This is a genomic window from Acinetobacter sp. YH12226, assembly GCF_013417805.1.
Taxonomy (GTDB): Bacteria; Pseudomonadota; Gammaproteobacteria; order Pseudomonadales; family Moraxellaceae; genus Acinetobacter.
Genome location: NZ_VPDG01000009.1, coordinates 1 through 24,671, shown reverse-complemented (window position 1 = coordinate 24,671; position 24,671 = coordinate 1). Strand labels below are relative to the sequence as shown.

Below are 24,671 nucleotides of genomic sequence, written 5' to 3'. Positions count from 1 at the left end.
GCTTATTTCTTTAATTTAAGTCGTTTCGATAGTGGTCGCTGAATTTTTATAGCGGCCTAAACCTAGCTTTATCTCATCTGATGTTCATAAGCAACCTGTCAGATGAAAATCATCCGGCATAAAAAAGTCCCAATCAGGGACTTTTCATGCTTTATGTTTAAAGTTTTTCAACCAGAATACGATCAACCTGTTTTAGGCCAGTCGTCTTTTCATGATTTTTACGACGCACTTTAATGATATTTTCTTCGGCTAATTCTGCAGCATTAAATCAACTGCAACCATCGCTTCAAGAGGTAATTCCTGTCCGATCCACTTGAGTTCGCCTGCATCCATTAAAGTAATTTCATCGTTAATTTGTTCATACAAGCTCATGTTCATCTCACTCTTTCATTTCGACTATGGGAGAACTTTCTAACAGTTGCCACATGAAAACAACGCTAAAAAGCAAAAGACGCCCCAAAACTGGAGCGCCTTTTAATAAACCGCCTAATCAGTTGATTATGCAGTAATCTCTTTTACAGCTGCAACCACTGCTTCAGTGGTAATCCCGAAGAACTGGAACAGATCTTTTGCAGGTGCAGATTCACCATAAGTGGTCATACCAATGACACGACCATCAAGACCTACAAATTTCCACCAGTAATCTACATGTGCAGCTTCAACAGCAACACGTGCACGAATATTCGTTGGAAGAACTGCTTCACGATAAGCTGCATCTTGCTTCATGAATTCTTCAGCACATGGCATAGACACTACGCGCACGCCTTCAAGCTGTGCATAAGCTTCCATTGCAAGAGATACTTCAGAACCAGTAGCAATAATGATGGCTTTCAATTCACCTTTTTCTTCAGCCAGTACATAACCACCTTTCGCAGCGCTCTCAATTTGAGCTTGAGTACGGTTTTGGAATGGCAAGTTCTGACGAGAGAAGATCAATGCAGTTGGACCTTCGGCACGCGTTAATGCAGATTTCCAAGAAATTGCTGCTTCAACAGTGTCACATGGACGCCACGTATTCAGGTTTGGTGTACCACGAAGTGATGCGATCTGTTCAACAGGTTGGTGCGTTGGACCATCTTCACCCAGACCAATTGAGTCATGCGTATAAACGTGGATTACACGCTGTTTCATTAATGCTGACATACGTACGGCATTACGTGCATATTCCATAAACATCAGGAATGTTGCTACATAAGGGATGAACCCGCCATGCAGTGCAACACCATTCGCGATTGCAGTCATACCGAATTCACGTACGCCATAGTGTACGTAGTTACCTGCCGGATTGTCCTGTACGCCTTGCGCGCCTTTCCAAAGGGTCAGGTTAGAACCTGCAAGATCCGCAGAACCACCTAGAACTTCTGGCAATAATGGAACAAGTGCTTGCAATGCATTTTGGCTCGCTTTACGCGTTGCGATCGTTTCAGCTTTGGCATTCACTTCTGCAATATAAGCATCCGCTTTTGCAACGAAGTCAGCCGGTAATTCACCAGATAAACGACGTTTAAGCTCAGCTGCTTCAGTTGGATATTTTGCAGCATAAGCAGCAAATGTTTCGTTCCAAGCTGCTTCTGATTCAGCACCTTTGGCTTTCGCATCCCAAGCTGCATAAACATCTTCAGGAATTACAAATGCTTCATCAGTCCAGCCTAGTGCTTCACGAGTCAAGACGATTTCGTCATGACCGAGTGGTGCACCATGACTGTCTTCTTTACCTTGCTTGTTTGGTGAACCCAAACCAATCACGGTTTTACAGATAATGATGGTTGGTTTAGCAGTTTCAGCTTTCGCCTCAACAGTTGCCTGACGGATTGCATCTGCATCGTGACCATCAACTTTAATCACTTGCCAGCCGTACGCCAAGAAGCGTTGTTCTGTATCGTCAGAGAACCAGCCTTCCACTTCGCCATCAATCGAGATGCCATTGTCGTCATAGTAAGCAATCAATTTGCCCAGACCCAATGTACCCGCCAAAGAACATGCTTCGTGAGAAACACCTTCCATCAAACAGCCATCGCCGAGGAAGCAATAAGTGAAGTGATCTACAACTTGGATGTCGTCTTTGTTGAATTGCGCAGCTAGAGTTTTTTCAGCCAGTGCAAAACCGACAGCATTCGCGATGCCTTGACCTAAAGGACCAGTCGTCGTTTCAATCCCTGGTGCATAGCCCAACTCCGGGTGACCAGGTGTTTTAGAATGAAGTTGACGGAATGCTTTAAGATCTTCAATCGAAAGATCGTAGCCCGTTAAATGAAGAAGCGCATATTGAAGCATAGAGCCATGGCCATTTGATAATACAAAACGGTCACGGTTTGCCCAATTCGGGTTGGTCGGGTTGTGGTTCATGAATTCACGCCAAACCACATCAGCGATATCTGCCATCCCCATTGGAGCACCTGGATGTCCTGAGTTTGCTTTTTGCACAGCATCCATTGCCAATACACGAATTGCGTTTGCAATACGACGTTCATTAAGCGGGGTTGTCATAAATCAGAGTCCAAAATATTCAGAAATAGGAAATGATGAAAAGACTTTCAAAACTGCTGTCTATTGTCTTAAAAAAACAGCGAGGGGTAAAGACTAACCAACAATATTTATCAGTTTATTGAGTGTCTCTTGCCTTATCGTACAATTATTCCACATTTCTTCTTCGGCTTCGGTTCTCTGTGCTGATTTTCAGATTGAATTATCCTTCATTTCAAAAGCGACTTTAGTTTCTGTATCTGGATTCCAAGCTGATAAACAGGATTGAATTTATGCTGATTTTGTTTCTATTTCATATGTCTCACACTATTATTTTTGAAGAAAATTTATATGACTCTCTGATCTATTCATAATGTAATTTGTATTAAATTTTATAAAATATTGGCAGGATTGTTTGATATACAGGTGAAAATCTAATTTGCTTAGGCTAATTTCCAACCTCGGTAGACTTATTGTCCCTGACAGTCTTTAGGCAAATAGCGCTGCTGAATATCAGTGGAGTAACATTTGCCACTATGAACGTCAAAAGCAACCGATTTCCCGCGAATCGCAGCATCTACTCCCTGCTCTCCTATCTTGAACTCTATCCGGCATGCGGCATTAATGATCACTTTTTCGATATATTGACCATGCCCACCAATCTCACGTCCGGCATCACAGTGCTGATCCGAAGCAATAAACTGGGTTCGATATGCTCCAGCTTGCTCAAATACTTCGGCCAATTGATTACGTACGATATAAGCTTGATAACTCATAAAAGCCATCGTTACTAAAATCGCGATAATGATGAGCACGATCAGCACTTCAATCAGGGTAAATGCCTTTTGATACATGATTTCTGATCTCCGTACAGTCTTGCTCCAAGAAGTCCATAGCAAAAGATGTCGTCATTCCTAACCAGCTAATGTGGAAGACTTAGCGCTAATATGAAGACACGCTTGAACATCAGCAAGACAGTTGGTCGCAAGGCGCACAGCCTGAATCCACTTTATTGATGTAATGATCACTTGCTTAAGTAAATTTTGAATTTTGAGCTTTGTATTTTTTCTAGCGTCTATTTTTTTAAAATTTAATCAGAAATCTAAGCATTTAATTTTCTGGCTGTCTGATTGATTAAAATATTGTTGCTTCATATTCCCCAATCAATAATGCTGCCTAAATAGACATATCAATTTTTTTAATTCTATTAATCAATTAAAAACACAATAATTTGAAACAATTTCGACCAATTTTGTCCTGTTAAGCTAGTCCTAGAGCGCAACTCGATGTAACATATCGGGTCTTTAAAATTAACTGTGATAGGACTATGCGCGAGTACGCTGTATTTACTTCGGAATCTGTAAGCGAAGGCCATCCAGATAAAATGGCTGACCAAATCAGTGACGCTATTTTGGATGCAATCTTAAAAGAAGACCCATATGCACGGGTTGCTTGTGAAACGCTTGTAAAAACAGGTGCGGTTGTACTTGCCGGTGAAATCACAACGACAGCAAATGTTGATTTTGAGGCAATTGTACGTCATACCGTAAACGGAATTGGTTATCACCATTCTGATCTTGGTTTTGATGGTTCAACCTGTGCCGTGATCAACATGATTGGTAAACAGTCACCTGAAATTGCTCAGGGTGTAGACCGCCAGAAACCTGAAGATCAGGGTGCCGGTGACCAAGGTTTAATGTTCGGTTATGCAAGCCGCGAAACTGATGTATTAATGCCTGCGCCGATTTCATATGCGCATCGCTTGATGGAAAAGCAGGCTGAATTACGTCGTAATGGCACCTTGCCATGGTTACGCCCAGATGCAAAAAGTCAGGTAACTTTTGCTTATGAAAATGGCGTACCAGTTCGTTTAGATGCAGTCGTTCTTTCAACTCAACATGATCCTGAAATCACTCAAGCAAACCTGAAAGAGGCTGTGATTGAAGAAATCGTGAAGAAAATCATTCCTGCTGACATGTTCCATGCAGACACCAAATTCCACATCAACCCAACGGGTATGTTTGTGATCGGTGGTCCTGTAGGTGACTGTGGTTTGACTGGCCGTAAAATTATCGTAGATACCTACGGCGGTATGGCACGTCACGGCGGTGGTGCTTTCTCTGGTAAAGATCCATCTAAAGTTGACCGCTCTGCTGCGTATGCAGGTCGTTATGTGGCGAAAAACATCGTTGCTGCTGGCTTGGCTGACAAGTGTGAGATTCAGGTGTCTTATGCGATTGGTGTTGCTGAGCCAACTTCAATTTCAATCAATACATTCAATACTGCAAAAGTCTCTGAAGAATTGATTATTGCACTGGTTCGTGAACATTTCGACTTACGTCCATATGGCATTACCCGTATGCTTGACCTGATCCAGCCAATGTATAAGCAAACTGCTGCTTATGGTCACTTCGGTCGTGAAGGTTCAGATACTGCATTTACTTGGGAAAAAACTGACAAAGTGGAAGCGCTTAAAGCCTCTGCTGGTCTATAAGTTTTTCTTAAAAAAAGCCTGCATCATGCGGGCTTTTTTATGTCTTTCATTTCTTCATTTTTAGAATTATCTCTGGCTCATGATGCCAAATATCTAAATACCAAACTTCATACTATAATCTGCATGTCGAATGATAGTTTTGAAGCTCCCCTCTCTGTGAATATCACTATTCCATGAAACTTAAAACAACTTCCGACTGTGCCATTACAGTATAAGTATCGAAAAAAGTTACAGTTAATCAACAAATGTTGATCTATTTGCTAGCATAAATCTAAACAAATGGCTGCTAAATTAGATTGCAGCTCTACAACAACAAAAGGATATTACTCGATGAATAAATTACTGATTGCTTTAGGTTTGGCGACCACTGTTGCCTTAGTCGGCTGTAGTAAAGAAGAAGCGCCTGAAACCGGCGCAACCACAGGTGAGCATTTAGAAAATGCAGCCAATCAAGCCGGTCATGATATGGAAGATGCCAGCCGTGAGGCTGCGGTAGAAACCGAACGAGCAATGGATAATGCCGCGGAAAATACTGCTCAGGCAGCGGACGAAGCAGCTGCTGCAACGTCTAGAGCAGCAGATGCCACTGCGGAAGCAGCACGTAAAGCAACTGCAGCAACAGCTGCGGCAGTTGAGGAAGGTGCCGGAGAAGTTCGGGAAAAAGCTGAAAACTGATTTTAGCATTCAGCTTGATGTTTAAAAGCCTGCGATTGCAGGCTTTTTTATCAGAGATGATTTTAAATATCGAATGATCTAAATTGAAATTGCATTATTTCTTGATGGGATCAATTTTTTATCTAAATGATTCGATAAAATCAGATAAATTGATAAAACTTATCAAGTATTAGAATGACTTAATTGTGATTGAATCGGCAAAACGGGCTGCATTTAAACTGAAATTCAGTAGAATACCAGCCTTTATTTTTAAAATTTAATCTCCCATGTCAGTCATTGTTGCTGCTTCCCAACGGTCGAATATTTCGGTCTGGGCAGCTTTTATTTTGCTTATCATAGGTACAATCGGTGCCTATCAAATCGTAGGCTTAAATCAGGCCCTATTATTTTTGGTTGGTGGTGCACTGGGCATGACCCTGTACCATGCTTCATTTGGTTTTACTTCGAGCTGGCGTGTCTTTATCAAGGAACGTCGCGGCCGTGGTTTACGTGCGCAGATGATTATGCTGGCGCTGGCAGTTTTACTGTTCTTCCCCGCTTTAGGTGCAGGTGAATTGTTCGGCAACCCAGTCAAAGGCAATGTTAACCCTGTTTCCATGTCAGTCATGATTGGTGCCTTTATTTTCGGTATCGGTATGCAACTTGGTGGCGGTTGTGCATCAGGTACGCTGTATACCGTCGGTGGCGGTAGTGCACGTATGCTGGTGACGCTCTTGTTCTTCTGTATCGGGTCTGTGATTGCGACCTCCCACCTTGACTGGTGGTTTGCCCTGCCACATCTTGAGCCTATTTCACTGGTAGAAAGTTTAGGCGTCCTCCCTGGATTGCTGTTGAGCTTTATCGTTTTTGCCATCATTGCTGCGGCGACTGTTTATTTTGAAAAGAAACGTCATGGTAGCCTGGAAATTGAGCCACGCAGTGAATATCAGGGCTGGAAGCGCTTTGTTCGTGGTCCATGGCCTCTGATTTGGGGCGGTATTATTCTGACCTTGCTCAACTTTGCCACTTTGGCACTGGCAGGTCGTCCTTGGGGCGTGACCTCTGCGCTGGCAGTTTGGGGTGCCAAAGGTGCTACGCTCGTAGGTGTTGATGTAGCTTCTTGGGATTATTGGCAAAAAGCAGGCAATGCCAAAGCACTGGCAGAATCATTATGGTTTGATATTACATCAATGATGAACTTCGGTATTATGCTGGGTGCTTTGTTGGCAGCAAGTTTGGCAGGTAAATTTGCGCCGAATTTCAATATTCCAAAACGTTCACTGATTGCTGCTGTTATAGGTGGCATAATGCTGGGCTATGGCGCACGCCTGGCCTACGGTTGTAATATCGGTGCATATTTCAGTGGAATTGCGTCGGGTAGTCTGCATGGCTGGTTATGGCTGGTGTTTGCCTTTATCGGCAATGGCATTGGGGTAAAACTTCGTCCAATCTTCTTCCCGGATGAGAAACCGCAGCCTGAAAAACTGAGCGGTTGTTAATTTTTAAAATCAAAAGCCCATCTTGATGATGGGCTTTTTTCTATCTTTGAGATTTACAGCACAGCTTTTAAATTACAGCCATAACCCATGGTCTGCTGGACCTGACGATAAGTCGTATAACGATCCAGAATAAAAGTATAAAAATGATCAGCGTCGGAGAAATTTGCTTTTAAATTTTCATTCTTGGCATTAGGCAATTTAATGTCATCGACCAGTTCCAGATTGTAATGTCCCAAGCGGTACATATCGGCAAAATAACTATTCATCATATCGCAATAGGCAATTTTACTGGGTTTTAATGCCGTACTGCTAACGAGATGTTGGTTTAAGCTTTGCAGATTATTGACATCTAAAGGAAACTGGTGCGCGAAAGCAATGCTTTCGACTTTCTTAAATTCCTGAAAGTCTTGGGCTAACTGGACATTGAGTGCATCAAAACGTTGCTGCAGTTCCTGTGCGGCCTGAACCTGATATTTGGCTGGATCTACGACCGGTTTTTGTGGTTGTTCCGAACATGCAGTTAATCCAGTGAGCAGCGCTAATGACGTTAGCCATACCTTCATGTTTATACACTCAATTTAAATATACCAATGCTTATTATGCCTGAAAGCAGCTTGATGTACTGTTTAAAGTAATTTCTCATTCATATAACGCCAGTAGCGCTTTGGCACATATTGAATATGCAATTTCATGTTCTTGCGCGCCTGAATATTCACACTGTTAAAATAGTCTTTCCAGAGCTGATCATATAGCAGCTCTTGATCATCCAGTTCAATACTGAATGATTGACTATGACCAATCCGGATTTGTGGATCGATTATTTCAGCGTTCATCTCGACCTGATGCATCTGCCTTAAATCATAATAAATACCGTAATTACGCTGCTCGTCATAAATCAGCCAGCTTTGATCCTGATAACGCTCCTGAAAATGTCGGGAAATAATCGGCAAGACATTAAAATCCGGTCTGACCAGACTCAGAAACAAACCATCTTTGGCTTTTTTAAAGCGTACAAAAGCCTCCATACGATGCTTTTCCCGCCCCACTTGCTTGGCCCATTGCGACATGCCGATCACCGCAGTATGACCATAATCTTTATCGACTGGACGCTGGTTTTGAAAGACATAGACTGCAAAATCAAAAAGAGTCTGGAACGCTGCTTCCTGCTCTGACAAAAACGTATAGTAAAAAGCACGCAAACTGCTGGAAGATACTTTCTGCTTTAATCCCTGCCACACCCGCTGCCCATGCTGATCATTAGAGGCCACATGGATAAATTCATCAAATAAACCTGTTTGTGCTTGAGGATTGGCCGTCACTATCACGTTAAATTCTTTAAACTCGAAAGCACGAAATACACAACTGAGCAGACCAGTCATGCTGCCATCAAAACAGTAACTTGCCACTAGAAACCCAATCCTAATTGAGGTGAAAGTTGCTGCTGATATTTGGATTGTCCTGACATCAAAATTTGCTGGCGAATCTGATGGGACTGCTGATCTTTCTTAAATTTCGGTGTATCTGCACAGCGGATAAAATGCTGCGCCCGGTTATAAGCCACGCCCATGCGTTTTAGCTGGTCAATATGAATCTGTCCAAAACGGCGGGCCTGTACAATTTTCTGGGCAGAACGTACACCTATACCGGGTACCCGTAGAATCATTTTATAGTCGGCACGGTTAATATCGACTGGAAAGGCTTCAGGATGACGCAAGGCCCAACTGAGTTTGGGATCAATATCCAGCTCCAGATTCGGATGCTGCTCATCGACAATTTCATCAGCAGCAAAGCCATAAAAACGCATCAGCCAGTCAGATTGATACAGACGATTTTCTCTTAATAATGGCGGTGCTGAACCGATGGCGGGTAAGGCTTTATCTTCAGGATTAATCGGGATATAACCAGAGAAATACACCCTTTTCAGCTTGAATTCCTTGTAATGCCGATCAGCCATCAAAATAATATCCTGATCGGTTTCACTATGCGCGCCCACCACCATCTGTGTGGTTTGTCCGGCAGGTACAAACTTGGGGACTGACTTGATCAGCTTGCGTTCATCTTTGAGCTGGATCAACCGGTCGCGTACAATGCCCAAGTCTTTTTGTACTTCGGCATGGGTTTTCTCAGGCGCAAATTTTTGCAGTCCCGCTTCCGTCGGCATTTCAAGATTAATACTCATACGGTCGACATACAGCCCAGATTCGGTAATGATCTCCTGTGATGCACCCGGAATAGTTTTCAGATGGATATAGCCATTAAAGTTTTCTTCGAGTCTAAGTTTTTTGACCACCTGTAGCATCCGTTCCATGGTGTGATCGGCCGATTTAAAAATTCCCGAACTGAGAAACAGCCCCTCAATATAATTACGCCGATAAAAATTCATGGTCAGATCGACGACTTCCTGCACGGTAAATGCTGCACGCTGGACGTCATTGGAACGGCGCGAAACACAATAGGAACAGTCAAAAATACAGACATTAGAGAACAGAATTTTCAATAAGGACACACAGCGGCCATCTTCGGTATAACTATGACAGATACCATTCCCGGTATTGCCCACACCCTTGTCTTTATTTTTACGGTTGCTACCACTAGATGAACAAGACACATCATACTTGGCAGCATCGGCTAAAATTTGCAGTTTTTCACGGATACGATCAGACATGAGCTCAGAGAATATGTGACCAAAAAGCTATTATAAAGTGTTCAATTCTAGGCTAATAAAAGTTCTATCTTCTTGGCGACGTAGCGTGTCGCAAGAAATGTAAATAACACGTAACCCATGCTGCAGTATTTCAAAATAAAATAACCAATATGATTTGCTTAATTTTGTGCTCAAAGGCAAAGTAAAAGCATAACAAGGAGCAAATCTATGTCTTTATTAGAAAATCTCGGAATTAAACATCCTATTTTCTTGGCACCGATGGCAGGTGTCTCTACGCCCGAGCTTGCTGCCGAAGTGTCCAATCAGGGCGGCTTGGGTTCACTGGGTCTGGGGGCCAGCAGTATTGATGCAGCTCGGCAACAGATTTTAAAGACTCAAGAACTGACAGATTGCCCTTTTCAGGTTAATTTTTTCTGTCATGACACTGTTCCTGTAGATGAGGCTGTAGCGCAGGCATGGATTGCACAGTTTAAAGATAAATTTGCCGAATATGGCGCTCAGGCACCAGATCATTTGGAGTGTATTTATCCGAGTTTTAAAGACAATGATGACTTCCTGAATCTGGTCTTGGAAACCAAACCGCGAGCAGTCAGCTTTCATTTTGGGATTCCACATCCGCATCAGATTCAAGCCCTCAAACAGGCCGGGATTCTGACCATGGTGTCTGCCACCAATTTTGCCGAAGCTAAAGCCATTGAAGCAGCCGGAATTGATATCATTATTGCACAAGGTATTGAGGCTGGTGGCCATCGCGGGATTTTCTCGACCAAATTTGATGCCTCAGTTAAAACCTCCAATCTGGTCAAGCTGATCAAACAGCATTCTTCCCTGCCGATTGTAGCAGCAGGCGGGATTATGATGGGTGAACAAGCGCGTCAAATGATGGATTTCGGTGCAGATGCCGTGCAACTCGGGACTGCATTTGTGCAGTGTAAATCTTCCAATGCCAATGATGCCTATCGTAAAGCCTTATTTTCCAAGCCACTCACTCAAGTGAGTGCCAGTATTTCCGGTCGTCCTGCACGCGGCATCATTAACCACTGGCATATTGAAGTGGATACACCCGATCGGCTGGATGTTCCCGCTTATCCATATACTTATGATCTGGCCAAGCAATTACATGCTGCTGCTGCCAAACATGGGGATCAAGGTTATGGTGCATTCTGGGCAGGTTCGAACGTGGCACAGATTCGTGAAATGGAAGCTTCCGATCTGATTAACCAGCTCATACTGGAAATGAAGCATCTTTAATACTTGAATCATAAAAAAACCTCTCCACATGGAGAGGTTTTTAATTTATCTAGAATTAGCGTGTGACACGATGCCAGGCATCTTTAACTGCAAATTTCGCTTCTTCCCAGTTGAGGCGGGACTCACCTTTTAACTGTTCCCACTTGGTACGCAGTTCAGGTTCGGCACGGTCAAAATCCGTATCATGCTCATACATCGGACGATTTTCATAACCGACCCGGTAAGCACCGCGATAATCACGATCATAATCTAGATCGCCATATGTGCTACGCGTTTCATTGAAATACGGGCGATTATGATACTCATCTCTCCAGTAATTATCTTCTGCTCTCAAATGATCTGGATGTCGATAGTTATCTGCCTCAGGTAAGTTCTCTGGGTGCTGGTAATTATCTGCCTGTTTCTCATGATCAGGCGTTGCAATATCATTACCCGCAATACCGCCAACAACGCCACCAATAATACCACCCACCACTGCACCTGGAGGACCACCTACCAGACCTGCAACTGCACCTACCGCAGCTCCGCCCAAAGTACCGGCACTGGTGGCAGCCAGATTATCTTCACCTTCATTCATGTCTGGAACACGAGGATTATCTTTCACGGGTGTATTCAAATCTGGACGTGCATTAGTATCAGTCGGATTGATATTCAGGCCTTCACTGCGTTCTTGTGGCAATTCCGTTGACGTTTTATGGCTAAACTCTGTGACTGGACGATTGGTATTTGTCATTACAGATCTCCCTCAATGATGACGATAAACAAGATGGATCACATCTGGTTTATATCTGGATAGGTTCATCTTTATATCTGGATAGGTTCATCATAGAGGAAGCTTGAGTAAGCAATGTCCAAGTCCTGTCCAGTTTAAGTGAACAAACTGTGCTGCTATGTATTAGACAGGCTGAAGTGTAAACAAAATGCAAAAATCAGCCTGCTCAAGATAAAAAAGGTAGGGATTTCATGCAAAAAATATTACATGATTCGCTGAATTTTGCCCGTCATTACTTGGTTTCCAGTAAATTCACCTGCTCGACCTGTACATCAGTCATGGTTAAACCATGTTCTAGCAGTGCATTAAAATAATCTTCTACCACACGATACTGGTCAGCGGTATTTTCTACCTGATACATGCTTTGACGAAACTCGTTACTGGAACGCAGTCCTTTGGTGTACCAGGCAATATGTTTACGGGAAATTCGGCAGCCGGAATACTCGCCGTAAAATTCGTATAATTCTGTCAAATGTCCCAGCAGTACATCTTTAACTTCTGTAATACTTGGTGCGTCAAGATGTTGACCAGTTTTTAAATAATGGGCAATTTCACGAAAAATCCAGGGGCGACCTTGTGCTGCACGACCAATCATAATTGCGTCTGCACCGGTATAATCCAGCACGTATTTGGCTTTTTCCGGACTGTCGATATCACCGTTGGCAATCACAGGAATCTTCAACATTTCCTTTACGTCTTTGATTAAAGAATAACGCGCGGTATTCAGGTACATATCTTCACGGGTACGGCCATGTAAAGCTAGCGCTGCAATTCCGGCTTGTTCAGCACGTTTAGCGACACGCATAATATTTTCCTGACCGTTCAAATAACCAAGACGGGTTTTTAAGGTCACTGGCACATCAACTGCAGCCACAACTGCATCCAGAATACGCGCAACTAGATCTTCATCCTGCAATAAAGCAGAACCGGCGAGTCGGTTACAGACCTTTTTGGCTGGGCAGCCCATATTAATATCAACAATTTGCGCACCATTGGCCACTTGATAACGTGCCGCTTCAGCCAGATCATGGGGATCTGAACCAGCAATCTGCGCTGAAATCGGTGCCAGCTCTCCATCAAAATTGGCACGATATAAGCTCTTTTTACTCACGCGCAAAGTTTTGTCAGATGTCATCATTTCACTGACCGCATGGCCTGCACCAAAGTATTTGCACAAGGTTCTAAACGGACGATCGGTCACACCTGCCATGGGAGCGACAATCAAATTGTTTGACAGTTGATATGGACCAATATACATATAAATTCATCACTTTTTTGATGGGCATAGTATACTGCATCTGCCTTATTCGCTCATCTTTTCAATTAATTTACGACACCATGAATAAAACTTTCGCTTCTTGTTTTTCTTTTAAGTCATTGTCTGTACTTGTACTTTCTCTGGGTCTTGCCGGTTGTGGCAATGGTTCATGGTGGTCAAAAGATGATGAACCGACACTTGAAGTTGAACATATTCGCAAAGCTATTCCAAACCGTGTCAACCAACGTGAGTCTTGGGCACAAGATATTTATGACATTACCGAACAGCTCGGCATTCCTCAGACCAAGAAAAATGTTTGTACGATTGTGGCAGTGGTTGATCAGGAATCTAACTTTGTTGCAGATCCTACTGTTCCGGGTTTGGGTGAAAAGGCGGTTAAGGAAGTCCAAGGTCGCCTTGATGAAAAATTCAAAGATAAGCTTGGTCAAGCAATTGGTGGCACAGTTGCAGGATATTTCCAGGAAGTTCTCAAGAACCATCCGAGTCCTGAAGACAACTACTTAAGCCAGATGCACCGGGTCAAAACCGAACGTGAACTCGACGAATTATATCGTGAAATATTTGATTATATGTCAAAGCATTATCATGTTAGCGCCCTGACTGGTGCTGCCAAACTGGTCGGCCAGAATATTGGCGAGAAAATGAATCCAATTACCACCTTGGGTTCAATGCAGGTACATATCAGCTATGCGAAAGAACATAAACGCCAAGGCGGCAATATCGCAGAGTTACGTACCGATCTCTACAGTCAATATGGCGGTCTGTATTATGGGATTCATCGCCTGATGATGTATCCGGCGGATTATGACAAGCCAATTTATCGTTTTGCGGACTATAACTCGGGCATGTATTCCAGTCGAAATGCCGCTTTTCAGAGCATGTTAAATGATTTAACTGAAGCCGAACTTGATCTGGATGGCGACTTATTGCTCTATACTAAAGATGGCGCGATCCGTTCGCAGAAGAGTCAATCTGAGCGTGAGTTAATCAGTGTTTTTGCCAAAAATAATTTTATTATCACTGAACGTCAAATCCGAGCTGATTTAAAGAAAGAAAAAGATAAAGACTTTGAAGATACGATGACTTATCGTGGTGTCAGCAAGCTTTATCAGGAAAAAACGGGTAAAGATCCTATCTATGCCATTATGCCTGAAGTGGTCATTTCCGGACCAAAATTAAGTCGTGATTATAATACTAACTGGTTTGCTACCCGCGTCGATGGTCGATATCAAACATGCATGCGCAAAATCAAAAATCTAAAACTCTAGCCTTATTTGATTTTGATGGAACCCTGTATCTACATGATAGCTTTACCGGGTTCATTTTCCATGCCTTAAGAAAACGGCATATTGTGAAACGCGGCATGCAAATTTTGCCATGGATACAGGCCTATTATTTAAATTTCTATCCGGCACACCGCATGCGACCCAAATTGTATGCCAGCATGTTTAAAAACAGTGATGCAGAGGAAATTCTGCAATTAGCTCAGGATTATGCACAACAACTAATATTCAAGTTGAATCCGAAATTATTAGAACAACTTAAACAGCATCAACAATTAGGACATGAAGTCGTGTTGGTATCAGCCTCATTGGATTTGTATCTTAAACCGGTGTGCAGTTATTTAAATATCGATTTAATCTGTAGCGAAGTTGAAATCAAAGCTGGGAAATTGACAGGGTTTTATCAAACTCCTGACTGTAGTAACACACAAAAGAAAATTAGAATTCTAGAAAAATATAATCTGGATAATTATGCTGAAATTTATGCTTATGGGAATAGCAAGGAAGATATAGAAATGCTCAGTCTGGCGCAGCAAAGCTATTTTGAGGGTCAAGATCAACAGCTTCCAAAAATTAATATTTCAGCTCATTCGATGCCATATTAGTCCTTTCCATTCTATCGGGTTAACCTACTAAACACCTTTAGACAACGCTATAAATGGCAGATTAACTTTTTTACTTTATGCCTTGAAATCATCTTAAATAGCTTCGTAATCAGGATTTTTACTTCCTGAAGTATTCGCCTCCTAGCTAAAAAAACCACTTCATTTGAAGTAGTTTTTTTAGCTTTAAGAAAAATTATTTCTTAAACGGAAATGCATATTTCACAATACGTTTGATCACACTACCATACTGTTTTACCAAGCTGGCATTGTTATAGTTCAAACCATATTTTTCACAAACAGCCTGAACTTTCGGTGCCATTTGACGATAGCGACGTGCAGGCACATCAGGATACAAATGATGTTCAATCTGATGACTTAAATGACCCGTCAAGATATGAAACGCTTCAGAACCGGTCAGGTTAGATGAACCACGGATCTGACGCATATACCAGTGACCACGACTTTCATTTTGAAGTACCGATTTTGGGAACACTTCGACATCTTTGGTAAAGTGACCACAAAAAATAATACTAAAGGTCCAGATATTACGCAGACCATTGGCCACCATATTACCGGTCAAAACCGGTAAAGCCGCAGGACCTGCTATCAATGGAAAGAATACATAATCCTTAAACAACTGTTTACCAATTTTGCTCTGCATTGGACGCCATTCTTCTTTGGTCTGCTCTTTGCTTTTGCGACCTTTGAAGTATTTACCCAATTCAAGATTCTGAATCGCAACACCCCACTGGAACAATAAACAGAATGGCACTGCATAAATCGGTTGCAATAAATAACCCGGTTTCCAGCGCTGTTCCGGGAACAAGCGTAATAGACCATAACCGATATCATCATCCATACCCTTAATATTGGTATAAGTATGATGCTTAAAGTTATGGGTTTGACGCCAGTTGTCTGAAGTCCCTACAATATCCCATTCATAAGTCTGACCATTGAGTTTAGGATCATTCATCCAGTCATATTGACCATGCATGACGTTATGACCCAACTCCATGTTTTCCATGATTTTGGCAAAGCCTAATAGACCTGTGCCTAGCAACCATGCTGGCGGGAACCAGCCTGCAAACAATAAGGCGCGACCGGCAATCGATGAGTAACGAATGGTTGAATAGACACGACGGATATATTTCGCATCTTTTTCACCTAGATCATCTAGCACTTCTTGCTTAATCGCATCGAGCTCACGTGCAAGTTCATCAAGTTCAAACTGGGTTAATTCACGGTTTTTAGGATTTTTAAAATACTGTAATTTTACTGGCATATTCATAAGATAAAACTCGCTTATAAGTCGATGACAAGGTCAGTCTGCGCTGAGTTAATACAAATTTTGAGCAGGTTGCCGGGTTCGGTATTTTGTGCACCGTTGACCAAATTCTTGGTCGAACCTTCTACTTTATTGCAGGCACATTTATTACAAATGCCCATACGGCAACCATGGGTCGGTTTAATATTTTGCTGTTCCAGGCTCACTAGAATGGATTGGCCTTTTGGAATGCTGACAATTTTTTTCGACTGGGTCAGGGTGACATTAATAAAGCCGGTATCCGATAGATCCGCCAAACTCATGCTAAAGGCTTCACCTTTAAACTGTTTTGCCTGAGCAAAAAGCTGTTCTGCTTTAGATACAAAACCTGAAGGACCACAGCAATATACGATGCTATTTTCCAGATTTTGCAGATCTGTCAGATAGGTTTCATCCAGACGTGCAGCAGCTGGCTGTTCTTGAGTGGCATACACATGAAATGAGAAATTTGCATGTTTCTGAGCAAGCTCTTCAAACCGTGCTTTAAATGCGGCATCCTGATCTTTTTTAACCCAGTACCAGAGAGTGACCGGTGCAGATAGTTCACCTTTTTTGCTCAAGCTTTCCAGCATACTGAGCATTGGGGTAATACCACTCCCTGCTGCAAGCAAGATCAATGGACTCGTCTGCACAGGCAAGGTCATATCACCATAAGGCTGACCAAATTCGATCACATCACCTACTTGTGCCTGTTCTGCCAACCAGGTACTGACTTTACCGGCATTGACTTTTTTCACGGTCAATAAAACATGTTGCGCATCTACACGGGTCAAACTATAGCTACGTTCATAACGGATGCCGTTTACCACCACATAGACCGGATGATGCTGCCCTGCTTCACCAAACTTAAATAAGCGATTCACTTGAATTTTCAGACTCAGCATATCCTGTGCTGCATTTTCTATATGCACGATCTTGCCTAATGGCTGATTCAACGACCATACAGGATTGAGTTTCTGAATCCAGAAATTAATTGCATGCTGATCAACTACACTATCAGACAGTGCATTCAATGGCATTTTAAGTTTTTGCAGTACATGCATCGTTTGTGACATCACCTTGGGTTTTTAATTATTATACACATGTATATATATTTGTATATACAACCGTATTGTTTCTAATCATTTCACAAGCTTGACTGGCTCGGTTATAATAAAATGATTCATGCATGAACCTATCGATGAACGAGCCTTCAATGAAAATAAGCAGTGACGCATCTTTATTACAATCGAAAAGCATTGATGAGCCGATTATCGTACGGAGTGTCGGTCGCAAGGCCACCATTACCAAGGAAGAACTGTTTCAGGCTGCGTTGAATCTGATTGGGCCACAAAAAAGTATTTCCTCTTTAAGTCTACGTGAAGTCGCGCGTGAAGCTGGTATTGCACCGAACAGCTTCTATCGTCATTTTAAAGATATTGATGAACTGGCCATTGAGCTGATTGATCGTGCCGGGATTGTATTGCGTCAGATTTTGCATGAAGCACGTCTGCAAGCTTCTCGCCAGAACAGCATTATCCGCAGTTCTGTAGAAGTCTTTATTGCCCAGCTGGATGCCGATGAAGGCAATCTGAGCCTGTTATTACGTGAAGGCTATACCGGTTCCAAATCTTATAAACAGGCGGTGGAACGCCAATTAAATTATTTTCAGCAGGAACTTCAGGAAGATTTAATTCGTCTGGAACGCCTAAACAATAAGAAGTTATTTCATCCCGATATTGCAGCCAAAGCCATTACCCAACTGGTCTTCAACATGGGTGCTAATGTGATTGATATGCCTGCCGAAGACCGCAAAGAAATTGCCGAACAGACCATGATCATGATCCGGATGATCCTTGAAGGTGCACGTCATCTGGAAGATTCTCAGCTGCGCTAATTTTCCGATTTGCATGAACTAGTATAAAAAGAGACGTAATCAGCGTCTCTTTTTTATGATGATTACAAAAGTGCGAGTTGAGCTTTGACTGCCTTTGCAGTGGCTTCCGGATACTCAAGCGGGAACATATGCCCGCCCTCGACCACAGAATAATTAATCCGATAAATCTTGTGCATCCCTTGTGGCAACCCCTGCTGATAAAACTGGCTTTGCTCTGCAGTCATCAGATGCATCGGCACTTCAGGCGGTCGGCGTGGCGTTCTCCACCACCAGGCTGGCACAGTCCGGAAGATTTCCGCTTCTATCTGTTTTGGAATAGTTAACGTCACCCCACCACGTTCAGGTTCTGGCTGAATGCCGCTCTCGATATAATCAGCAAAACACTGCTCATCGAAATTTTTAAATAAGCGGTTAAACCGGAGTGCTTCAATAGCGACCTGTTTTGATGACCAATAATCTTTGCGTTTTAGCGTAATTCCTGCGGGTGTATAACCATCGACACTTTTTAGATTCAGCTTTTTGATCAGTTCAAACATGGCGCTGTTTTTTCCAATCACAAATGGTGGATCCATAATGATCAGCTTGGAAAACAGTTCGGGACGTCGATACGCCGCCATAAGGGTCACCAGACCACCAAAGGAATGTCCTAAGCCAATCACTTGCTGCTGAGGAAACTGCTGCTCGATATCTGCAATGACTTCATCGACCAGATAACGCCAGTCTCGCGTAATTGGATATTGTGGGTTCATGCCGATAAAGGGAATCGCTTTGACCTCATAGTCTTGCTGAAAACAGTCCAGAAACTTCCGATAAGTTGCCGAAGGGATACCATTGGCATGGGTAAAATGTAAGGCTTGCTTCATTATTTTTAAACGCAGTGCGTATTCATCCTGAAATCGTAAGATGAGCTTACCGCTTTAAAGATTTATTCGGCAGCGCAAAAATGCTCAAAGCATGACCTCAAAGTCATTTCTCTGTATTCCTTCAGAATTTAAAGTCTATTTCTGCGATACAGTCAAATGTTGCATCGGTAGAAAAGTCGCGCCGCAACTGGCCTTATCCCCCGCGATGACCACTGCCCGTCCTTTGACAGTAATAGACAAATTGCTGGAAATTGCGGTGACCATAGTCTGGCATTTGGGACAATAATGCTTCATGCCATTTAAATGTACGGCAATACCATTGATCAAAAAAGAGAGTTCGCATTCAGTCACCATGCCGCCATGACTGGTCTTTGTGCCAAGGGTAATCAGTGCTTTTGACATACTTTGTCATTCTTATTATTCAGTAGCCTAATTTTAAACAGGAGGAAAATAACAGACCAGCATTCTCCGACCAAAAAAATAATAAACCCGGATTTTGCCTATAAAAAAAGCAGCCCGAAAGCTGCATTTTTTTATTGCGTAAAGCTTAAGGCTTGACCACGACCATCACCTGAATTGCTTCCGGTGTTACCGATAGACCATCCAGCAGGCTTAAACCTTCTTTCTGCAACTTTTGTAAACGTGCAATTTCATCTTCACGGATACTTGGATTGAACTGTTTCAGATAGGTCAGGCGATCAATTTCATATTGCCATTTATTGCCATACACTTCTTTGGCTTGCTGCTTGAAGCCAGGCAATGCACTGCGTGCCAGTTCAAGCGCTTGCTGATAACGTGCCTCAATCACATCACGACGTGCTTTCACCACCTGACGGCAACTATTGCCATCTAAATGATGCAAGTACGGTTTCAGGATTTCTGGTGCAATCTTTTGTGATAGATCCTGACCTTTTTCACTGAGCAAGACACGAATCAACTGTTGCGGCAAGCTAGACGGCAAGTTCAATGCTTTCGGAGCCACCACATCGACCTTGAACCATACTTCAAGTAATACCGAACCCTGTGGCAGTGCTGCAGATTTTAGTACCGCAACGTTAGTGCTACCAAAGCCTTGCGTATTGATCATTTCCATCACACTTTCAGTGAATGGATGTTCCAGTGTCAGGTATTGCGCATCTTCGCGGATTTGTGCCTGATCACGATAGAAAGTCGCTGTAATCCCTTCTTCATCCAACGTCAAACCTTGAACCTGCATTTGATCGGTTGGCTTGATGATCACTGTACCGTTACTTTGCTCGTCAAAGTCGATATTCGTAGACGCCATAAAGCGCTTCATGAAAATCGGCAAAGTGGTATTGTCATCATAGTCTTCAAGCGCGTTGACAATTTCCTGTGCCACCACCGGACGGCAAGAGTTGTATTCAAGCAAACGGTCTCGACCTTCCTGCAATTCAGCTTCCAGCGCTTCACGTTGCACGCTAACTTCTTCCAGCAGGTCTTCAAAATCTTGACCTTTGTCTGCCAATAGACAGTCTTTCAAGCGAACAATAAAATTTTCTTGCAAGGTTTGTGCAGCTGGAGAAATATTGCTGAAGATATTCAGCGCTTCGTTATACCAGCGGAACATACGTTCTTGTGCAGTTCCCACCAGATAAGGCACATGAATCTGAATCCGGTTTTCCTGACCGATACGATCCAGACGACCAATACGCTGTTCCAACACGTCCGGGTTCGCAGGTAGGTCAAACAGAATCAGGTCAGAGGCAAACTGGAAGTTACGACCTTCCGAACCAATTTCCGAGCAGAGTAAAATCTGCGCGCCATACGAATCTTCAGCAAAATAAGCTGCGGCCTGGTCACGTTCTAATAAGCTCATGCCTTCATGGAACATGGCGGTACGAATACCGGCATGTAAGCGCAGTACATTTTCCAGCGCTTCAACCACTGGCCCGCTACGCGCAATCAGTAAGACTTTTTTGTGTTTTAAATCGGTACGCAAACGCTCCATCAGCCACATCACGCGTGGATCGGCTTCCATCCATGCGCCATCGAGCTGCGCCTCTTCAGGCCACATCTGTTCACGCAACTTGCCATCTTTCGACCAGTTTTCTGGTGCTGGCAATGGTGCCGGCTGACAGTCACGACCCGGGAAACCTTGAATGGCTTCACGTGTATTACGGAACAGGATACGACCTGTACCATGACGGTCTAAAAGTTCGTGAATGGCACGGAAACGCTGTTCAGGCTGATCTTCAATCGGATGACCTAACAAGGCTTCAATCGCAGTTAAATGCTCGGCTTCTAGCGGCATGTCTGACATCAGCACTTCTGCAATTTTAGCTGTATGCTGATACTGTGCTTCTTCGTCGAGGAAACGATCCAGCGAGTTAAAACGCTGTGGATCAAGCAAACGTAGGCGTGCAAAGTGACTTTCCACACCGAGCTGTTCAGGTGTTGCCGTCAATAACAACACGCCCGGCGTATGTTCAGCCAGCTCTTCGACCAGATCATAACGGTCATTACCACCATCTTCTTCACTCCACATCAAATGATGCGCTTCATCGACCACCAACAAATCGAAACCTGCTTCAAGTGCCTGTTCACGCAGATCTTCATGGTCGACCATCAAATCGACAGAGGCAATAATTTTTTGTTCGGTCAGGAATGGGTTCTGTTCAGGATCATGTTCTTTGATCGATGCCGTACGAGTCAAATCAAACAGCGAGAACTCAAGATTGAAACGACGGCGCATCTCGATCATCCACTGATATTGCAGTGAATCCGGCACTAAAATCAGGATACGTTCAGAACGGCCAGTTTTCAGCTGTTGATGGATGATCAGACCCGCTTCAATAGTTTTACCCAGACCCACTTCATCGGCCAGTAATACACGCGGTGCAAAACGCTGACCAACTTCATGCGCAATATAAAGCTGATGCGGAATCAGACCGACACGTGAACCCACCAGACCACGCAGTGGACTGCTTTGCATATTGGCCTGCATCAGCAGTGCTTCAATACGCAGGTCATACCATTCTTTATAATCAACCTGACTGGCCAATAAACGGTCTAGAGGCTTAGACAGCTGGATGGTCGCACCAATACGGGTTTCATTCAGCGATTTACGTTCTTCAGTTCCATCTTCCAAGGTACGAACGACATGATAACGCACCACGCCATTGCGGTCTTCAACGGATTCTACAATCCACTTGGTCCCTTCCTGATCCTGTAATTCATCTTTCACATTAAATACGATACGAGATAAGGGTGCATTGCTGCGTGCATAGACGCGGGTTTCATCGCTTTTCGGGAATAAAATGCTGACCGACCGCTCATCAACATCAATAAGAACGCCTAAACCGAGTTCTGTTTCAGTATCTGATAACCAACGTTGACCAATAGCAAATTGCTGCAATTTTTCCACCTTTATCTTAAGTACAAGATTATGAATATTAGGCTCAATCACGAAACGTCATTGGAGCAAAATTCCACACCTTCAAGCAATGTATTTTGACATAAAGCCCACTAAAAAGTGAGCATAATTCACGCCGATTAAAGAAGTATTTCCTAGAACGGCGCCGGACAATAAAATTCGACCAACTGCTCTGTTTGAGGATGATAAAAACTCAAACGTTCCGCGTGTAAACATAAACGCGAGCTGAGCTGTTGCTGTTCGGATGTCGCATATAAGGTATCGCCAATAATCGGATGTCCGAGATATTGCATATGCACCCGTAGCTGATGTGAACGGCCGGTAATTGGGGTCAGTTTCACCCGAGTCACGGGCTGTCCCTGAATATTAAAATGTTCGATCGCCTGCCAATGCGTGATGGCCGGCTTATTATGTGCGGGATCTGCGATATGTAAGGGGGGACGGCTTGGATCATACACCACTGGCACTTCAATAGTGCCTTCACCTTCGAGTGTACCGGCAACCATAGCCTGATAGGTTTTATCAGTCTGGCGTTCCTGAAACTGGCGGGAAATGGTTTTTTGTCCCCATTTGCTCAGACCAAAGGCCAAAATACCGGATGTATCGCGATCCAGTCGATGAATCAGTAAAGTTTTGGGTTCTAATTTGACCAGACGGTTGATCAGGCAATCTTGTAAGTCTTCTGTTTTACCGGGAACTGTGAGTAAACCTGCAGGTTTGTGGATGACCATGAAATCGTCATCACGATGTATCAGATGTTCGGTTAGAAAATTACTCAAAGTTCAATCCCAGGCTGATCGTGAAAAACAAGGCGGCAATGATAGAAAGCTTAGCCAATAATTACAATGCGCATTTATGTAAATGACGATGAAATTTCCGATTTAGCGCATAAAATTGCTCAATCGCAGCGCATCAACCTGAGGATTTTAAAATGAAGCTTGCCAATTCGTGCAAAGACGGATGTTTTAGCACATCTTCATAACGGATATTGGCACCATGTGCACGCCATATACCGACTAGACTCACCACCGCTACCGAATCCAGACCATAATTTTTTAAGTCGACATAGGGATCAATTTCCAAAGCATCCATATCCAGCTGTTCTGCGACAGCCAACATAATGCCTTTGGCCGACAATACATATTCGGAAGATGCGCTTAAATCCCATAAGCGGGTCAGGCTATAGGTATTTAAGTGATGTATCCCCTGTGCTGAAATGTTTTCGATCCATTGAATATGCTGATCTTGATTCGCCAATAAAATCACATCATCGACCACACCGATTTGATCCGTCACACTCATCAGATGCGGCAAAATCTGTTTCAGCATCGGTGTAACCTGCCCGGCAAAAATCAGTTGCGGATGCATTGAGGCATATTCTCCCAATTGCTGCATGCCTTGCATCAGGTCATCACCATATAAGTCAACAATCGGAATATCGAGTGCTTTGGCTTTATTGCTGATCTGGATCAGATGACTCATTAGGTCGCTTTCTTGTATGCCTACCATCATCCTTAAATTTTGTAATCCCACTAAAACCAAAACAGATTCATTTGATGCAAGCTGCCATTTGGCTTGGGATGGAGCAAGTTGGATTTTTTTAGGGATGGGGTACAGCATGGGAGGCTCTTATAAATACAAAATAGCATGATGATTCATGCTATTTTAGTTTAGCATCGATTTGAAAAACACTTTGATTTCACAGAGGTTTATTGTTCTAATTTCGTATCATCGCCATTATGTTAAATGGCTTTAATTTTGCTTAGCCCTATATTCATTAAATGCTAGAAGCATTCCCTCTTTTTGTTCTGCGGAGGCATCTGGAAATGAATAAAATCTTTCATAATCTTTTCTAAATTGGCTGCTTTCAATTCTTTTAGCTAAGTCATCAATAAAACCTTTTCCTTGAGTCTGATATTGCTGAATCGTTTGTTTATCTAGGCAGATAGTTTTCGCCCAAGAAACTGCACTCATATTTATACAAACATTGAGGTATATATTTTCGCTATCCTCATATAGTTCCCAAAAATAAGGCTCCATTTCTATAAGTTGCATTTCACTAGTATTTCCAAACTTTTAATTATTTCTAAAATTAACATAATACACGTTATACGAAATTCTTTTGTTAGAACCCATTTAAAGTGTCTATATTCTCACCAATAAAAATGTCTGGTTTATGATGGTTTTTATCACCATGGACTGGATATAAAATATAGATGCTGATCACTATGTCTGATAAAGAAATTCAA

General features: G+C 42.9%; 22 protein-coding genes and 1 pseudogene. 7 read left to right on the top strand and 16 right to left on the bottom strand.

From position 1 onward, the window contains the following. Nucleotides 1–157 precede the first annotated feature (157 nt). From FTV08_RS10210 to FTV08_RS10200, 3 genes and pseudogenes are all read right to left on the bottom strand, one after another. Nucleotides 158–372: pseudogene (locus FTV08_RS10210) on the bottom strand (hypothetical protein). A gap of 126 nt (nucleotides 373–498) precedes the next feature. Then, a complete protein-coding gene (tkt, locus tag FTV08_RS10205) occupies nucleotides 499–2,487 on the bottom strand; it encodes a transketolase (RefSeq protein WP_071851214.1) in 1,989 nt (662 codons plus the stop codon). A 446-nt stretch (nucleotides 2,488–2,933) separates the two neighbouring features. Then, nucleotides 2,934–3,317: a pilin gene (locus FTV08_RS10200; RefSeq protein ID WP_071851212.1), complete on the bottom strand. Its 384-nt coding sequence runs from the start codon at nucleotides 3,315–3,317 to the stop codon at nucleotides 2,934–2,936. Nucleotides 3,318–3,790: 473 nt separating this feature from the next. Between FTV08_RS10200 and metK the strand changes: the two genes are divergently transcribed. The 3 genes from metK (at nucleotide 3,791) to FTV08_RS10185 (ending at nucleotide 7,110) form a co-directional block, all read left to right on the top strand. Next, nucleotides 3,791–4,957: a methionine adenosyltransferase gene (gene metK, locus FTV08_RS10195; RefSeq protein ID WP_004646663.1), complete on the top strand. Its 1,167-nt coding sequence runs from the start codon at nucleotides 3,791–3,793 to the stop codon at nucleotides 4,955–4,957. Nucleotides 4,958–5,287: 330 nt separating this feature from the next. Continuing rightward, a complete protein-coding gene (locus FTV08_RS10190; protein WP_005104359.1) occupies nucleotides 5,288–5,632 on the top strand; it encodes a hypothetical protein in 345 nt (114 codons plus the stop codon). Nucleotides 5,633–5,898: 266 nt separating this feature from the next. After that, nucleotides 5,899–7,110: a YeeE/YedE family protein gene (locus FTV08_RS10185; protein ID WP_180087247.1), complete on the top strand. Its 1,212-nt coding sequence runs from the start codon at nucleotides 5,899–5,901 to the stop codon at nucleotides 7,108–7,110. A gap of 53 nt (nucleotides 7,111–7,163) precedes the next feature. Here FTV08_RS10185 and FTV08_RS10180 read toward each other — a convergent pair whose 3' ends face one another. From FTV08_RS10180 to FTV08_RS10170, 3 genes are all read right to left on the bottom strand, one after another. Then, nucleotides 7,164–7,673 carry a hypothetical protein gene (locus FTV08_RS10180; protein ID WP_180087246.1) on the bottom strand — a complete coding sequence of 170 codons (510 nt, stop codon included), beginning with the start codon at nucleotides 7,671–7,673 and terminating at the stop codon, nucleotides 7,164–7,166. A gap of 63 nt (nucleotides 7,674–7,736) precedes the next feature. Then, the gene (locus tag FTV08_RS10175; protein ID WP_004279976.1) at nucleotides 7,737–8,516 is read right to left on the bottom strand and encodes a TIGR03915 family putative DNA repair protein; all 780 of its coding nucleotides are present in this window, start codon (nucleotides 8,514–8,516) and stop codon (nucleotides 7,737–7,739) included. Then, on the bottom strand, nucleotides 8,516–9,775 hold the full coding sequence (locus FTV08_RS10170; protein WP_180087245.1) for a putative DNA modification/repair radical SAM protein: 1,260 nt from the start codon (nucleotides 9,773–9,775) through the stop codon (nucleotides 8,516–8,518). Before FTV08_RS10170 ends, FTV08_RS10175 begins: the two co-directional genes overlap by 1 nt. Before the next feature lie 207 nt (nucleotides 9,776–9,982). Between FTV08_RS10170 and FTV08_RS10165 the strand changes: the two genes are divergently transcribed. Next, a complete protein-coding gene (locus tag FTV08_RS10165) occupies nucleotides 9,983–11,026 on the top strand; it encodes a nitronate monooxygenase family protein (RefSeq protein WP_180087244.1) in 1,044 nt (347 codons plus the stop codon). A gap of 55 nt (nucleotides 11,027–11,081) precedes the next feature. Here FTV08_RS10165 and FTV08_RS10160 read toward each other — a convergent pair whose 3' ends face one another. Both FTV08_RS10160 and dusB read right to left on the bottom strand, forming a co-directional pair. Next, nucleotides 11,082–11,759, bottom strand: a complete 678-nt coding sequence (locus tag FTV08_RS10160; protein WP_180087243.1) for a hypothetical protein — start codon at nucleotides 11,757–11,759, stop codon at nucleotides 11,082–11,084. A gap of 271 nt (nucleotides 11,760–12,030) precedes the next feature. Continuing rightward, nucleotides 12,031–13,056, bottom strand: a complete 1,026-nt coding sequence (gene dusB, locus FTV08_RS10155; protein WP_180087242.1) for a tRNA dihydrouridine synthase DusB — start codon at nucleotides 13,054–13,056, stop codon at nucleotides 12,031–12,033. 80 nt (nucleotides 13,057–13,136) lie between these two features. Here dusB and FTV08_RS10150 point away from each other — a divergent pair, with 80 nt between their 5' ends. Both FTV08_RS10150 and FTV08_RS10145 read left to right on the top strand, forming a co-directional pair. Beyond that, a complete protein-coding gene (locus tag FTV08_RS10150; protein WP_071851204.1) occupies nucleotides 13,137–14,345 on the top strand; it encodes a DUF1615 family protein in 1,209 nt (402 codons plus the stop codon). Continuing rightward, nucleotides 14,312–14,965, top strand: a complete 654-nt coding sequence (locus FTV08_RS10145; protein ID WP_004729896.1) for an HAD-IB family hydrolase — start codon at nucleotides 14,312–14,314, stop codon at nucleotides 14,963–14,965. The genes FTV08_RS10150 and FTV08_RS10145 overlap by 34 nt, the downstream gene beginning before the upstream one ends. A gap of 193 nt (nucleotides 14,966–15,158) precedes the next feature. On the opposite strand, the gene FTV08_RS10140 is transcribed toward FTV08_RS10145, so the two are convergent. Both FTV08_RS10140 and FTV08_RS10135 read right to left on the bottom strand, forming a co-directional pair. Then, complete coding sequence (locus FTV08_RS10140; RefSeq protein ID WP_004646650.1) at nucleotides 15,159–16,253, bottom strand: acyl-CoA desaturase; 1,095 nt, start codon at nucleotides 16,251–16,253, stop codon at nucleotides 15,159–15,161. A gap of 14 nt (nucleotides 16,254–16,267) precedes the next feature. Next, on the bottom strand, nucleotides 16,268–17,332 hold the full coding sequence (locus FTV08_RS10135; protein WP_026055790.1) for a flavin reductase family protein: 1,065 nt from the start codon (nucleotides 17,330–17,332) through the stop codon (nucleotides 16,268–16,270). 152 nt (nucleotides 17,333–17,484) lie between these two features. Here FTV08_RS10135 and fabR point away from each other — a divergent pair, with 152 nt between their 5' ends. After that, nucleotides 17,485–18,165 carry an HTH-type transcriptional repressor FabR gene (gene fabR, locus FTV08_RS10130; RefSeq protein ID WP_004646648.1) on the top strand — a complete coding sequence of 227 codons (681 nt, stop codon included), beginning with the start codon at nucleotides 17,485–17,487 and terminating at the stop codon, nucleotides 18,163–18,165. A 62-nt stretch (nucleotides 18,166–18,227) separates the two neighbouring features. Here fabR and FTV08_RS10125 read toward each other — a convergent pair whose 3' ends face one another. From FTV08_RS10125 to FTV08_RS10100, 6 genes are all read right to left on the bottom strand, one after another. Next, the gene (locus FTV08_RS10125) at nucleotides 18,228–19,028 is read right to left on the bottom strand and encodes an alpha/beta fold hydrolase (RefSeq protein ID WP_180087241.1); all 801 of its coding nucleotides are present in this window, start codon (nucleotides 19,026–19,028) and stop codon (nucleotides 18,228–18,230) included. Nucleotides 19,029–19,163: 135 nt separating this feature from the next. Further along, nucleotides 19,164–19,430, bottom strand: a complete 267-nt coding sequence (locus FTV08_RS10120) for a PAAR domain-containing protein (protein WP_004646645.1) — start codon at nucleotides 19,428–19,430, stop codon at nucleotides 19,164–19,166. Nucleotides 19,431–19,575: 145 nt separating this feature from the next. After that, a complete protein-coding gene (gene rapA, locus FTV08_RS10115) occupies nucleotides 19,576–22,413 on the bottom strand; it encodes an RNA polymerase-associated protein RapA (protein ID WP_016807124.1) in 2,838 nt (945 codons plus the stop codon). Nucleotides 22,414–22,556: 143 nt separating this feature from the next. Beyond that, nucleotides 22,557–23,201 carry an RluA family pseudouridine synthase gene (locus FTV08_RS10110; RefSeq protein WP_004646642.1) on the bottom strand — a complete coding sequence of 215 codons (645 nt, stop codon included), beginning with the start codon at nucleotides 23,199–23,201 and terminating at the stop codon, nucleotides 22,557–22,559. 133 nt (nucleotides 23,202–23,334) lie between these two features. Further along, the gene (locus FTV08_RS10105) at nucleotides 23,335–24,042 is read right to left on the bottom strand and encodes a phosphopantetheine-binding protein (protein WP_004646641.1); all 708 of its coding nucleotides are present in this window, start codon (nucleotides 24,040–24,042) and stop codon (nucleotides 23,335–23,337) included. Nucleotides 24,043–24,174: 132 nt separating this feature from the next. Further along, a complete protein-coding gene (locus FTV08_RS10100; protein WP_180087240.1) occupies nucleotides 24,175–24,477 on the bottom strand; it encodes a hypothetical protein in 303 nt (100 codons plus the stop codon). Between the last annotated feature and the right edge of the window lie 194 nt (nucleotides 24,478–24,671).